A 12,777-nucleotide genomic window follows, 5' to 3' on the forward strand; every position below is an offset into this window, starting at 1 on the left:
GTGCAGACACATGCGTAAAGACAAGAAGCAGATCATTGGTGACGAGATCGGCGACGAACAGATCAAACTGTTTTTGGCCGTCGAGCCCGCCGACGATACCCCCGCGTCCTTGCACAAGCTGGTCAAGGCTTACCGAGGTTTGCGGGTAGATGACTTCGAGCGCTTCGTAACATTCTTCGTCGAAGCCGGCTATGACGTGAAGGCTACGAACGCTCAAGGAGAGGATTTCATTGCGCAGATCAAAGACCAGCGCAATGCTCAGGATTACATCGAAATCATTGAGCGAGCGACCGCCCAGGCCTGAGCCCGGCTAGCCACTCGCCAGGCTTACTCGCGAATCAAACCAGGCACCCATTCACGACTAGGCGCAAACGTAGCGCCTGGCGCAGGCACCAGTTCCAACTGTGTATTGTTGTGATCGAACACTTTCCGGTAAAGGTTGGCATCCGCGGCCAGCGCTTTTTCCCGCGCAGGGAAGATTTCCTTGAGCTTTGCCGTCCAGGCTTCGGAGCGGTATTGCTCTGGGAAACAGCGTTCGATGAGTTCAAGCATGATCGATACCGTTACCGATGCCCCTGGGCTGGCGCCCAACAGGGCCGCGAGCGAACCATCCTTGGCCGATACCAACTCGGTGCCGAATTGCAGCACGCCGCCTTTTTTCGGGTCTTTCTTGATGATCTGCACCCGCTGACCGGCCACTTCCAGGCGCCAATCCTCGGCCTTGGCCTCCGGATAGAAGCGGCGCAGCGCATCCAGGCGTTGCTCCATGGACTGCATCACCTCGCTCATCAGGTAGCGGGTTAGGTCCATGTTATCTCGTGCGACCGCTAGCATCGGGCCGATATTCCCAGCGCGCACCGACAGTGGTAGGTCCAACAGCGAGCCGTGTTTGAGGAACTTGGTGGTGAAGCCCGCATACGGCCCGAACAGCAGCGATGTTTTGCCGTCCACCACGCGCGTGTCCAAGTGCGGAACAGACATGGGTGGAGACCCCACTGCCGCCTGGCTGTAGACCTTGGCCTGGTGACGGTTGACGATGTCGGGGTTGTCGCAGCGTAGCCACTGGCCGCTAACCGGGAAGCCGCCAAAGCCTTTGCTTTCGTCGATGCCGGACATCTGCAGCAAGGGCAGGGCCGCGCCGCCGGCGCCGAGGAACACAAACCGCGCGTCCAATTGACGGGTTGCGCCGGTATGGGAGTCCTTGATATCGACGGTCCAGCCGCCGTTACGTCGGCGCAGGCCGGTAACCTTCTTGGCGTACCTGACCTGGCCATTGCCAGAGCTTGCCAGGTGCCCCAACAACTGGTTGGTCAAAGCGCCGAAGTTAACGTCCGTGCCCTTGGCCACGCGAGTAGCGGCCAAGCGCTCAGTGCTGGGGCGCCCGTCCATCATCAAAGGCATCCAGTCCACCAGGGTGGCGTGGTCTTCGGTGTACTCCATGTCCGCGAAGGCATGGTGGGGCTTGAGGCTTTCGAAGCGCTTTTTGAGGAAGGGAATACCGGCTTCGGCGACATAGCTCAGGTGAGGTATGGGGTTGATGAACGCCTTGGGCGAGCTGATCGCACCTTTTTGAGTAAGGTAGGCCCAGAACTGTTTGGATACCTCGAACTGCGTGTTGATCTGCACGGCTTTCTTGATGTCAATGGAGCCATCCGCCGCCTGGGGCGTGTAATTGAGTTCACACAGGCCCGCATGGCCGGTACCGGCATTGTTCCAAGGGTTGGAGCTCTCCGCCGCACCGGAGTCCATTGCTTCTACTACTTCCAGCCGCAGCGTGGGATCGAGCTCTTTGAGCAACACCGCCAGGGTGGCACTCATGATGCCCGCCCCAACCAGGACCACGTCGACTGCTTCGTTCTGCGCCATTAACGCATCTCCAAATCTTCTGCATCAAATAGACAGCCAGGATCCATCATGCTCCGCAACTCGCGGTCAAGCGAGTAAAATGGCGCCAATGGACCGCCTTGGCCGATTTTTCTGCGTTCGCGCCGCCTCGTGCCCGAGCCCCGAGGGTATGCCCATGAACGCATGAGCGCGGGTAATGGGCAATAGACCTATGGTCGAAGCTAGAGCGGGGCGATGAGATCAACGGCCGCGCGTTCTGCTTTCTACAGTAAGGGCTTGGCGTAATGACTGAAATGGGTACGTGTCGGCTTTTGTTGACGCAATGTTATTCATGTTTTGCTCGCCATACTCTCGTGAAGTTGTGAAAACCGGTGTTTTTCACGCTCTTTTGGAGCCGTAAACCTCAAAGGGAGGTTCGCCGCCACGGCAGTTGGCGAGCCTCGAGGCCAGGCGGAAGAGGTATACATACACCACGCCGCCGACCTTGATGGAGGTCTCTCCGCCGGCGCGGCATGTATCGACACGTTGAGTCGGCAAGGCTGCAGGGCCCGATCAGGAGACGTCCTTATAATCGGGGCCAGATTATAGCGGCCTAACCAGGGAAAATGCTCCTGGAACCGGCAATTCTTGCGCGATGTCTGAACAGAATCGTTTTCAGGCCGGCTTAAGCGCACTTCGTTGGGCACCTTGCCCATTTTAGTGAGCCAGGGCTGGCGTTCCGTTATACTGCCGTTTCGTCACTCTTTTGGAGATTCGCGCATGTTGCCACGCGTGTTGTTTGGTTTGATCGCAGCGTCCGCTCTGGCTCTGACAGGTTGTGCCAATAGCCCTCAGCAACTTGATCCGCAGCCCAAGATTACCGAACAACTGGCGCCGATAGGGCAGGGGCAGCCAGTAGTGGTTCGGGTCGTGGATGGCCGTTCCTCGCCAACCCTGGGCACCCGCGGTGGGCTGTATCCGGAAACCAGCGCCATTTCGGTAAACGGGGCCGATGTGTTGCCCAAGTTGCAAGCCCAGGCCGAAGCCGCCTTGCGCTTGCTGGGCTTTACCCCAAGCGCTGGTGCCTCTAACGCACCGCAGCTGACAGTGACCTTGACCGACCTTAAGTACCAGTCGCCCAAGGATAAAATGTACGTTACCGAAGCTACCATCGGCGCCACCTTCCGGGCCGACGTGCAAAACTCGGCAGGCCGCTACAGCGGGCGTTACAGCGCTTCCCTGAACCAGCGCTTCGGCATGGCGCCGAACCAGGACACCAACACCAAGTTGGTGAGCGACGTGCTTAGCGACGGCCTGACCCGCCTGTTCAAAGACCCAACCATCGGGCAAAAGCTAGCGCAGCAATAAGCTCATACGGCTACCTGCCCGTCGCAGGCAAGCCTTGCTGCTACGGTCCCTGCTTTCCCCGTAGCAGCCGAGCTTGCTCGCGACCGGGCTCTCACGCCGCTTCGATCTGCCAATCCAGCAAACTGATACCTGTGGCGGCATCCAGCTCCGGCCAATGGATATGCTGATGCCCGCCCAGGGCGCAATACACCAGCCAGTTTTGATCCTGTACGTTGACCGCGAAGCCATCGATAAGGGCTTGCTGCTCGTCACTGGGGGTGATGAGGTAAAGGCGATCCTGATTATTGGCGTGCAGCATGCCGGGCTCCGTCGAACTGTGCGCTTGATGTGGGCGCACAGCCTGACGTGCCTTTATGACTTGGGTATTACAGGCTGCATTCAATCGCCGAGCGGTAGGCCTGCTTTGATCCGGTATTGGTTGCGTACGGGGCAAGCATACTGCGCGATCAACCAGGGGCGATGTTCCACGGGACAGGCTTCCAACCGTCGCTCCCATTCAGCTTGTGCTTTGTCCAACTCATCAGTGCCGAACAGTTGCGGGGCAATCGGTACCGCCAGGTCGGCATCCGCACCTTCCCATTGGGCGTACGCCAGGTAGTGCGCGGGGAACAACCGGTACCCCAGCAGTACACGGCGGTCGATCTCGGCCGCTAACAGCCTTGCGTCGGCGAACGCCTCGGTTACCGGTGGGGCAAAGTTGATGTGTACCCGGCCCTTATAGCCGGTGATGCCTTGGGCGATGCTGATGTCATCTTCACCCTCGGCTTTTACATAGCCTCCAGTGGTTGCCCGAATATACAGCTCCCTGGCCTTGGCCAGGTCGCAGGGGTCGTATTCGTAGCTAATGGACACCGGCGTCAGGTTGAGCGACTGGATTACCTCGCCAAAGGGTTCATCCTTGCGGCTCATATGGAACATTTTGAGGATGGCGGAATCCGTGCGGTCGTCGCCGTCCTTGGCGCGCCCCTCGGCCTGGGCGATCCAGATGGACTGGCAATCGGTGCGGATGGAGTGGTTGATATAAGCTGACAGCAATTGGTACGCCGCAAGCTTTTCACGCCGCCCGCTGATGGAACGGTGCACGATAAAGCTCTTGTTCAAACGCATCAGGTCGCTGACGAAAGGCTTTTGCAGCAGGTTGTCGCCAATGGCGATGCGCGGCGTGGTCAAGCCGGCGTGATACACCGCGTAGTTGACGAAGGCCGGGTCCATCACGATGTCCCGGTGATTGGCCAGTAGCAAGTAGGCCTTACCGTGTTGGAGTTGCTCTACGCCGGTGTAAGTCACGCCGTCGGTAGCGCGTTCGATGGTGTGGTCCACGTAGAACTCGACCTTGTCTTGCAAGGCGGCCACGCTTTCGATGCCCGTGAATTGATGACGCAACTTGCGCGCGATCAACGGTCGCAACGCCCACCCCAGTGCCCCGGCAAAGCGCGGGAACCGAAAGCGGATGAGAATATCGAGAAACGCCGGGTCTGCCAGCAGGCGATGCAGAACGGCCTTGACCTCGGAATCATCGTAGGGCCGGATGGTATCGAATTCGCCCATATGCTCTCTTGTTGGAAACGACTAGGGTTATAAACAAACGCAGCATTATACGCATAACTTGCAGGGGTAGCCTGATGCTGGAAACCGAGCGATATCAATGCCCATGCTGTGGCGAACCGGTAGAAGCCGTGCTGGACCTCTCCGCGGGGGATCAAGACTATATAGAGGATTGCCCGGTGTGCTGCCGCCCATTGGTGTTTAGCCTCACCACAGACGGAAATCAATGGACGCTAGACGTGCGTAGCGAGAATGACTGATGCGCAGAGTCTACGAGCCGGAAAGCCTATTGGAAGCTGAGCTGCTGCTAAGCATGCTGGCCAGCGAGGGTATCACCGCGCACCTGAGTGGGCGGCACTTGGTAGGGGGCGTGGGTGAGCTACCTGCCTTGGGTTTGCTGGGCTTGCAAGTGCCCGATGAGCAGGCTGAGCGCGCGTGGGCGCTGATCGGCGCGTACAATGCTGCTTCTGTGCTGCCGGCCGACGAGCCGGATAGCTACCCAGGCAGTTTGCTGTGCTAGCCGGAGTTATCGTTCATGTGCGGTCGTTATGCGTTGTTTCGTTGGGCCCCGGCCTTCGCCGCGTTACCGGGGTTCCCCACGGAGCAACGGGCGCAATGGAATATTTGCCCAGGCCAGCAGGTACTGATCGAGCGTCAGGAAGCCGGCAAGCGTGAATTGGCCAAGGCCCGCTGGGGCCTGACTCCGCCCTGGCTCACCGACCTTTCCCGCACCCCTTATCATGCCCGGGCCGAAACCTTGGTCGAGCAGCCGATGTTCCGTGAGCCGTTCGCGGCCCGGCGGTGCCTGATACCTGCCAATGGGTTTTACGAATGGCGCGGTGGGGTGCGCAAGCGGCCCTATTGGCTCACCCCGGCCCAAGGGTCATTCCTGTATTTCGCGGCGGTATGGGAGGCTTTTCCGGTACAGGAGCAAGTGTGGCTAAGCATGGCCATCGTTACCCAGGCCGCGGCCAGTCAACGGCGCCCGCTGATCCTTGATGCCACTGCCCAGGCCACCTGGCTGGACCTTTCCACGCCGTTGCCGTTGCTCCACTCCCTACTGGCCCAGCCACCCGCCGCGCTGCTCGAACGCCCCCTTGCCAACCTGGTCAACGACCCAAAGCTCAACGCACCCGAGTGCCTCACGCCGGCTTGATGACTGCTGGTGACTCCATGCTTGCCGGCCGGTAAATACCGCCTTGGCCCTCCCTCGGCAAGTGAAGCTATATACCTTGTAGCAGCAGGGCTTGCCCGCGGCGGGTTCACTACCGTGGCGCCGCCGGTCGCCAGCAAGCTGAGCTGCTACAAGAAGCATAACATCGGGCCTTGTGTCTGCCCCGTTACGGAACTGCTAGCATTGGCCACCTGCAAAACCACAGGAACCTCCCATGCGTAAGCCGTTCGCCACCTTGGCCATTACCGCCAGCTTGCTTCTTTCGGGCTGTCAGGCCGTCAACACCACCAGCGGCGATGCCGTGGGCGTGGAGCGCAAGCAGTACATGTTCAGCATGCTGTCGACCGATGAAGTCAACCAGATGTACGCCCAGTCCTATCAACAAACCCTGACAGAGGCATCCGGCAAAGGCGTGCTCGACAGCACCAGCGCCGAAGCCAAGCGGGTGAAGGCCATTGCCGACCGGCTAATCGCCCAGGCGCCCAAGCTGCGCCCCGACTCAGCCCAGTGGAAGTGGGAAGTGAACCTGATCAAAAGTGATGACCTTAACGCCAACTGCGGGCCTGGCGGCAAGATCATCGTTTATACCGGGCTGATTGATACCCTCAAGCTGACCGATGACGAACTGGCTGCGGTCATGGGCCATGAGATCGCCCATGCCCTGCGCGAACATGGTCGAGAGGCCATGTCCAAAGCCTATGGCATTCAGATGGCTCGCACGGGTGCTGGTGCCCTGTTGGGCCTAGGCCAGGACAGCCTTCAATTGGCCGATACCGTGGTGAACTATAGCCTCACCCTGCCTAACAGCCGAGCCAACGAAAACGAAGCCGATCTGATAGGCCTGGAGCTGGCGGCCCGCGCAGGCTTTGACCCCAATGCAGCGATCAGCCTATGGAACAAGATGACCGCCGCCGAAGCCGGTAGCGCGCCGCCAGAGTTTACCAGCACCCACCCCTCCAGTACGCACCGCATCGCCGCGTTGCAGGCGGCCATTCCAAAGGTGCAACCTTTGTATCAGGCGGCGAAGAAGGGCTAAAAAGAGAGGGTGCGCCCACAGGCCTGTGCCTGGGGCAAACTGCCCGTGGTAAAACCCGGAAAGCCCCAAGGGGTTATGCCACAGCGCCCTTGGCCTGTTGCTCCAAATGCGCCTTTAACTGAGGCTCCAAGCCCAATGCGGTGGCTAGCTGGTCCAGGTAGGCGCGTTCGGCGGGCTGCTGGTTGTCTACTACCAACACACTAGCCAGGTACATTTCTGAGGCGATACCAGGCTCGGTGGCGTATTGCGCAACGTCAGCTGCGCTCAACGGTTTGGCCACTTCTGCTTCCAGCCAGCGTTGCAACTCAGGGTCGTCACCTTGCTTGTTGATTTGCGCCGAAATCTGTTGCTGCTCTTGGGCGTCGATCTTGCCGTCGGCCTTGGCGGCGGCAATCAGGGCGAGCAGGATGGCCTTACTGTGGACTTCGGCGGCAGGCCCTTCCAGGGTATCAATAGTGCTAACGGCCTGCTGCGCGGCCGCCGGCTGCTGGCGTTGCCAGGCCTGATAAGCTTGGAACGCCATCATGCCCAGCGACGCCAAGGCGGCATATTTTCCACCAGGGCGGCGTTGCGCGCCTGTCGCGCCGCCGAGCAAGCCGCCCAACAGGCCGCCTAACCCGCCAAGGCCACCCCCAAGCCCCCCTGCGCTGGCGCCAGGGGCACTGCCACCCAATAAACCACCAAGCAGGCCACCGAGGCCACCCACACCTTTGGTGCTGCCAGCCCCAGAGGCTTGGCCGCGGCGTAGCAACTGTTCAAGTAAATCACTGGTATTCATATGCGATGTCCGAGGGCAGGAAATAGGAAATGGCAAACCTTCGTCGCCATTGACTTAACGTCTTGACCCTCGACCCGCCCCGGTTGTTGCACGCAAGATGCCGCATAATCAAGGCTGCTCGCAGCCCGTGGCAGGCCCGCTAACCCTCAACCCACCCAGCCGCTGACCTTCATGGCTTCGTACACGGCGAACGCCGCCAGTACGAAGAACGATAAGGCCGCAAGCCGGCGGATCAAGGTCAGAGGCAGTTTGTCTGCGGCAAAATTACCCGCCAACACCACAGGCACGTTCGCGGCCAGCATGCCTAAGGTGGTGCCGATGATTACCCATAGCAGGTGAGGGTACTGGGCCGCCAGCATCACGGTAGCGACCTGGGTCTTGTCGCCGATCTCGGCCAGGAAGAACGCGATAAGCGTAGTCACGAACGGCCCGTAGGCCTTGCCAGTACGCGTTTCATCGTCGTCGATCTTGTCGGGCACCAGGGTCCACAGCGCGGTGCCGGTGAAGCTGGCGGCCAGAATCCAATGCAGCACGGTTTGCGACAGGTAGTTGCTGACCAGCGCGCCCACGGCCCCGGCAGCGGCATGGTTGGCCAAGGTGGCAGCGATGATGCCGGCGATGATGGGCCATGGCTTGCGGAAGCGCGCAGCCAGAATAAGCGCCAACAGTTGGGTCTTGTCACCGATTTCGGCGAGGGCTACTACCCCGGTGGGGACAAGCAGAGATTCGAGCATCAGGCTACCTACAGGGGCGGGTCAACACGGCTATGACACGTACTACCTTCCCGCCCCGGGTAAGGTGAACGTGTCATAGGTCTTGTCAAACCGGCCGGTGCCGTAGGAGGGCACGGGGGTCGCAGCGCCATGGCCTGGGGGCCAAGTATGTTGACGCATGCCTGTGAGCTGAGCTCGCGGAGACTACTCCCCTAGGACGCAGCGGATTCTGCCTACCCGCGCCGACGAGTGCAAGGGATTTACCGTTACCGTATCGCGCGGTAAATCCTAAAGCCGTCAGCCTCGGCCAATACCGCACAGGTACGCAGGTGCGCTTCGAGCAGCGGCTGATAACGCAAGAAGCTGTTAGCCACCAGGCGGATTTCGCCACGCGGCGCCAAGTGCGCGGCGGCGCCCTTGAGCAAGGCTTCGCTGGCGCGATAGTCGGTATGTACCCCGGTATGGAACGGCGGGTTGCTGACAATGGCGCTCAGCCCTTCCGGTGCTGCGGCGATGCCGTCCGCGCAGATCAACGTGGCCTCGAGGTTGTTGGTGGCCAGGGTCAGGCGCGCGCTGGCAATGGCAAAGGCATCGACATCCAGCAGCGTTACCTGGGCCTCAGGGTAACGGCGCTTGAGCACCGCGCCCAGCACCCCGGCGCCACAGCCGAAGTCCAGCACATGCGTGGCAGGCAGGCCATCAAGGTGCTCCAGCAGCAGGCGGGTGCCTCGGTCAAGCCGGCCATGGCTGAACACCCCGGGTAGGGTGATCACGTCCAAGGGCGCGGCGTTGGGTACTTCCAGGGTGAAGCGCTGAGCCAGGTTTTCCAACACAGGTGGCGTCGGCGCGTGTTCTACGTCCACTTGCCAGAGCTGGCAATGGCGGGCGCTGTCGAGCTTGCGTGGGCGACCAAACGCGGACAATTGGCGCGCGGCGCCTTCGATACCGCCACGTTTTTCACCTACCAGAAACAGCGGCTTTCCGGCGAGGCGGCTGGCCAGGGCCTGCAGCAGGTAAGCGGCCAACTCTCGAGACTTGGGCAAGAACACCACCGCGGCCGTGAAATCGGTTGCTGGCGGGTTGACCCCAAAGCTGGCGCGAGCGGGGTGGCGTTGTTCGAGCACCGCATGATCGGCGGCGTTCCAACTCCAGCTCAGCGCTTCAGGCAGTTGGTCGAGCAGGCCATCGGCGGGCAGCCCGGCCAGCAACACGCGGCCTTCGAACAGCGCGGCCTGGCGAAGCAGCACTTCACTGCGCGGGTCCATGGCAAACTCCTGGCAAAACCGGGAGTTTACCAGACCTGCAGGCCTAACCGACCCCCCGCAACGGGCGGCCGTTGAAGTAGCCCTGGGCGTTCTCGCCCATCTGCTGGATGATACGCTGCCGTGCTTCGCGACTACCCCAGCGTTATGCGGGGTAACGATCTGCCGTGGGAGGCTGGCGTCTAGCAGCGGGTTGCCGTGGGCGGGAGGCTCCACACATCCAGGTCACCCAGGTCCAGGGAGCTGTAGTCGAGAAATACGGCGAACGGGGTAGCAGTCATGGGGCCTCTTGGGAGTGAACTGTATCTATTAGCGGAACCATCCACAGGGTAAGGTAGCTGCCGAACACGCTTGATACCTATTCGAGGGATGCGCATGTACTGGAGTGAGTTCTTGGCGGTGGCCGCCATTCACCTGCTGGCGGTGGCCAGCCCCGGCCCGGACTTTGCCGTCGTGGTGCGCGAAAGCGTGACCCATGGCCGCCGCGCGGGCACTTGGACAGCGCTGGGGGTAGGCTCGGCGATCTTCCTCCACGTAGGGTATTCCTTGCTGGGTATCGGCTTGATCGTGTCCCAATCCATCGTGCTGTTCAATGCGCTTAAGTGGCTGGCGGCGGCGTACCTGGTTTACATCGGCTTCAAGGCACTGCGTTCAGGCCCAGCCAGCAATCAGCCCAGCGCGGCCCCTGCCGACCGTGGCGTCCGCAGCCCGAAGGCGGCGTACGTGGCAGGCTTTATGACCAACGGGCTCAACCCCAAGGCTACGTTGTTTTTCCTGTCGTTGTTTACCGTGGTCATCAACCCCCATACGCCTTTGCTGGTACAGGCCGGCTATGGGGTGTACCTGGCCGTGGCCACGGCGGCGTGGTTCTGCCTGGTGGCCCGGCTGTTCAGTCACAGCCGGGTGCGTGCGGGCTTTGCCCGGATCGGCCATTGGTTCGACCGCACCATGGGCGTGGTACTGATCGCTTTAGGGATCAAGATCGCGTTCAGCGAAGTGCACTGACAAGGCTTGGCAGCACCTTCTGGCCCAAGGCCTGCGCCAGGGTGGCCGAGGTGCTTGCGTATTCCAAAGTTTCGGCCATTCTTGCGAGCAACCGCCACCGGCTGCGTGGTTCATTCAGTCCTCCTTGGTCAATATCGTGATTTACCACATTCATTCCTTCTGGCGGCTGGGCAGGCTGCCGCTGGCGGTCAGCCTTGCCTCGACCTTCGCAGCCCCGGCATTTGCCGTGAGCTTCAACATCGGCGAAATCGAAGGCCAATTCGATTCCTCCTTGTCCATCGGCTCCAACTGGTCCACGGCCAGCCCGGACAAACGCCTGATCGGTGTGAACAACGGCGGCCATGGGCTCTCGCAAACCTCGGACGACGGGCGCTTGAACTTCAAGCGGGGTGAAACCTTCTCCAAGATCTTCAAGGGCGTGCACGACCTCGAACTCAAGTACGCAGACACCGGTGTGTTCTTGCGCGGCAAGTACTGGTACGACTTCGAGCTCAAGGATGAAGATCGGCGCTTCAAGCAGATCAGCGACAGCGGGCGCAAGGAGGGGGCCAAGTCCTCTGGGGCGCAACTGCTCGATGCCTTTATCTACCACAACTATGCCATCGATGACCTGCCGGGTACCGTGCGCCTGGGCAAGCAAGTGGTGAGTTGGGGTGAAAGCACCTTTATCAGCAATGGCGTTAACAGCATCAACCCCCTGGATGTGTCCGCCTTCCGCCGCCCTGGCGCGGAGATCAAGGAAGGCCTGATACCGGTCAATATGTTCTACCTGTCCCAGAACCTGACCGACAACCTTTCCGCCGAAGGCTTCTACCAGTTGGAGTGGGACCAGACCGTAGTCGATAACTGCGGCACCTTCTTCTCCCAATCGGACGTGACCGCCGATGGCTGTGCCAACAACCTTGCGGTGTTGCGTGGTCGCTCCAGTTTGAACAGTGTCTTGGCCACGGCCGGGCTGCCCGCCGCGCAACAGGCCGCCGTGTTGAGCAGTTTGCAAACCCAGGGTGTGAATTTCGGGAACGAAGGGGTGATCGTTAACCGCGGGCCAGATCGAGACGCCCGCGACAGCGGCCAATTCGGCCTGGCCATGCATTACAATGTGGAGCCGCTGAACACGGAATTCGGTGCCTACTACATGAATTACCACAGCCGCCTGCCGATCTTCAGTGGCCGCGGCGGTGCAGCCAGCGCCTATAGCGCGGCCAGCCTGGTGAGCGCGTTGGGCAATGCCGGCATTGCCTCGGCCACGGCCCAGGCGCTGGCCTCGAGCCTGCTACCGGTAGTGGCAAGCGGCAATGGCAGTTATTTTCTGGAATACCCAGAAGACATTCACCTTTACGGTTTGAGCTTTTCTACCACGCTGCCCACCGGTACCGCCTGGAGCGGCGAGGTCAGTTACCGCCCCAATGCCCCGGTGCAAATCAATACCACGGATATCCTCTACTCGGGGCTGTCTCCACTGAGCCCTGGGGTATCCCAGCTCCAGGGTGCGCCTGGCGCCGATCAGCCTGGCTACAGGCGCAAGGAAATTACCCAGCTGCAAACCACCTTGACGCACTTCTTCGACCAGGTAATGGGCGCGGACCGGCTGACAGTGATCGGGGAAGTGGGCTGGACCCATGTGGGCGGGCTGGAAAGCAGTGACAAGCTGCGTTACGGGAGGGACCCCGCCTATGGCCCTGGCCCATTGCCCGGTGGTCAGTGCCAGGCGCTCAACGCTGGCACCTTGGGCGGCGCAGGCGCCAACGCCGGCCGCTATTGCGAGAATGATGGGTTTACCACCACCGACTCTTGGGGCTATCGCATGCGCGCGATCTGGGAGTTCAACAACGCCATCGCTGGCATTAACCTCAAGCCGAGCCTGGCCTGGTCTCACGACGTAGACGGCTACTCTCCTGGCCCTGGGGGCAACTTCGAAGAAGGCCGCAAGGCGGTTAGCCTCGGCCTGGACGCGGACTACCTCAACACCTATACCGCAAGCCTGTACTACACCAACTTCTTCGACGGCAAGTACAGCACCGTGGACGATCGCGACTTCGTAGCCATGAGCGTTGGCGTGAATTTCTGACCGA

14 protein-coding genes and 1 pseudogene are annotated in these 12,777 nt (G+C 60.8%); 8 read left to right on the forward strand and 7 right to left on the reverse strand.

The features are described from left to right. The first annotated feature begins 10 nt into the window (after window positions 1-10). Window positions 11-304, forward strand: coding sequence for a PA4642 family protein (locus tag ACWKV4_RS15570; RefSeq protein WP_483832988.1), 294 nt, complete (start codon window positions 11-13; stop codon window positions 302-304). Window positions 305-327: 23 nt separating this feature from the next. On the opposite strand, the gene mqo is transcribed toward ACWKV4_RS15570, so the two are convergent. Next, the gene (gene mqo, locus ACWKV4_RS15575; protein ID WP_483832989.1) at window positions 328-1,866 is read right to left on the reverse strand and encodes a malate dehydrogenase (quinone); all 1,539 of its coding nucleotides are present in this window, start codon (window positions 1,864-1,866) and stop codon (window positions 328-330) included. 738 nt (window positions 1,867-2,604) lie between these two features. Between mqo and ACWKV4_RS15580 the strand changes: the two genes are divergently transcribed. Then, a complete protein-coding gene (locus ACWKV4_RS15580; protein WP_483832990.1) occupies window positions 2,605-3,192 on the forward strand; it encodes a YajG family lipoprotein in 588 nt (195 codons plus the stop codon). 91 nt (window positions 3,193-3,283) lie between these two features. Here ACWKV4_RS15580 and ACWKV4_RS15585 read toward each other — a convergent pair whose 3' ends face one another. Next, window positions 3,284-3,490 carry a hypothetical protein gene (locus ACWKV4_RS15585; protein WP_483832991.1) on the reverse strand — a complete coding sequence of 69 codons (207 nt, stop codon included), beginning with the start codon at window positions 3,488-3,490 and terminating at the stop codon, window positions 3,284-3,286. 80 nt (window positions 3,491-3,570) lie between these two features. Continuing rightward, a complete protein-coding gene (locus tag ACWKV4_RS15590) occupies window positions 3,571-4,740 on the reverse strand; it encodes a 1-acyl-sn-glycerol-3-phosphate acyltransferase (protein ID WP_483832992.1) in 1,170 nt (389 codons plus the stop codon). A 74-nt stretch (window positions 4,741-4,814) separates the two neighbouring features. On the opposite strand from ACWKV4_RS15590, the gene ACWKV4_RS15595 reads away from it, so the two are divergent. The 4 genes from ACWKV4_RS15595 to ACWKV4_RS15610 all read left to right on the forward strand — a co-directional run bounded on the left by ACWKV4_RS15595 (window position 4,815) and on the right by ACWKV4_RS15610 (window position 6,947). Next, complete coding sequence (locus ACWKV4_RS15595) at window positions 4,815-4,997, forward strand: CPXCG motif-containing cysteine-rich protein (RefSeq protein WP_483832993.1); 183 nt, start codon at window positions 4,815-4,817, stop codon at window positions 4,995-4,997. Further along, window positions 4,997-5,257, forward strand: a complete 261-nt coding sequence (locus ACWKV4_RS15600) for a putative signal transducing protein (RefSeq protein WP_483832994.1) — start codon at window positions 4,997-4,999, stop codon at window positions 5,255-5,257. Before ACWKV4_RS15595 ends, ACWKV4_RS15600 begins: the two co-directional genes overlap by 1 nt. Before the next feature lie 15 nt (window positions 5,258-5,272). After that, window positions 5,273-5,893 (forward strand): SOS response-associated peptidase, encoded by a 621-nt coding sequence (locus ACWKV4_RS15605; protein WP_483832995.1) that lies wholly within the window; start codon window positions 5,273-5,275, stop codon window positions 5,891-5,893. 232 nt (window positions 5,894-6,125) lie between these two features. Next, window positions 6,126-6,947, forward strand: a complete 822-nt coding sequence (locus tag ACWKV4_RS15610) for a M48 family metallopeptidase (protein WP_483832996.1) — start codon at window positions 6,126-6,128, stop codon at window positions 6,945-6,947. A 73-nt stretch (window positions 6,948-7,020) separates the two neighbouring features. Here the strand turns inward: ACWKV4_RS15610 and ACWKV4_RS15615 are convergent, their stop codons facing one another. The 4 genes and pseudogenes from ACWKV4_RS15615 to ACWKV4_RS15630 all read right to left on the reverse strand — a co-directional run. Beyond that, window positions 7,021-7,725 carry a tellurite resistance TerB family protein gene (locus ACWKV4_RS15615; RefSeq protein ID WP_483832997.1) on the reverse strand — a complete coding sequence of 235 codons (705 nt, stop codon included), beginning with the start codon at window positions 7,723-7,725 and terminating at the stop codon, window positions 7,021-7,023. Window positions 7,726-7,871: 146 nt separating this feature from the next. Continuing rightward, window positions 7,872-8,459, reverse strand: a complete 588-nt coding sequence (locus tag ACWKV4_RS15620; protein WP_483832998.1) for a TMEM165/GDT1 family protein — start codon at window positions 8,457-8,459, stop codon at window positions 7,872-7,874. Between the two features lie 245 nt (window positions 8,460-8,704). Next, window positions 8,705-9,703, reverse strand: a complete 999-nt coding sequence (locus ACWKV4_RS15625; RefSeq protein ID WP_483832999.1) for a methyltransferase — start codon at window positions 9,701-9,703, stop codon at window positions 8,705-8,707. Window positions 9,704-9,746: 43 nt separating this feature from the next. Beyond that, window positions 9,747-9,916: pseudogene (locus ACWKV4_RS15630) on the reverse strand (glycerate dehydrogenase); the annotation flags it as partial. A gap of 159 nt (window positions 9,917-10,075) precedes the next feature. Between ACWKV4_RS15630 and ACWKV4_RS15635 the strand changes: the two are divergent. Then, on the forward strand, window positions 10,076-10,705 hold the full coding sequence (locus ACWKV4_RS15635; protein WP_483833000.1) for a LysE family translocator: 630 nt from the start codon (window positions 10,076-10,078) through the stop codon (window positions 10,703-10,705). A gap of 139 nt (window positions 10,706-10,844) precedes the next feature. After that, on the forward strand, window positions 10,845-12,773 hold the full coding sequence (locus ACWKV4_RS15640) for a DUF1302 domain-containing protein (RefSeq protein WP_483833066.1): 1,929 nt from the start codon (window positions 10,845-10,847) through the stop codon (window positions 12,771-12,773). Window positions 12,774-12,777: the final 4 nt, after the last annotated feature.

It is taken from the genome of Pseudomonas artemisiae (assembly GCF_057128685.1).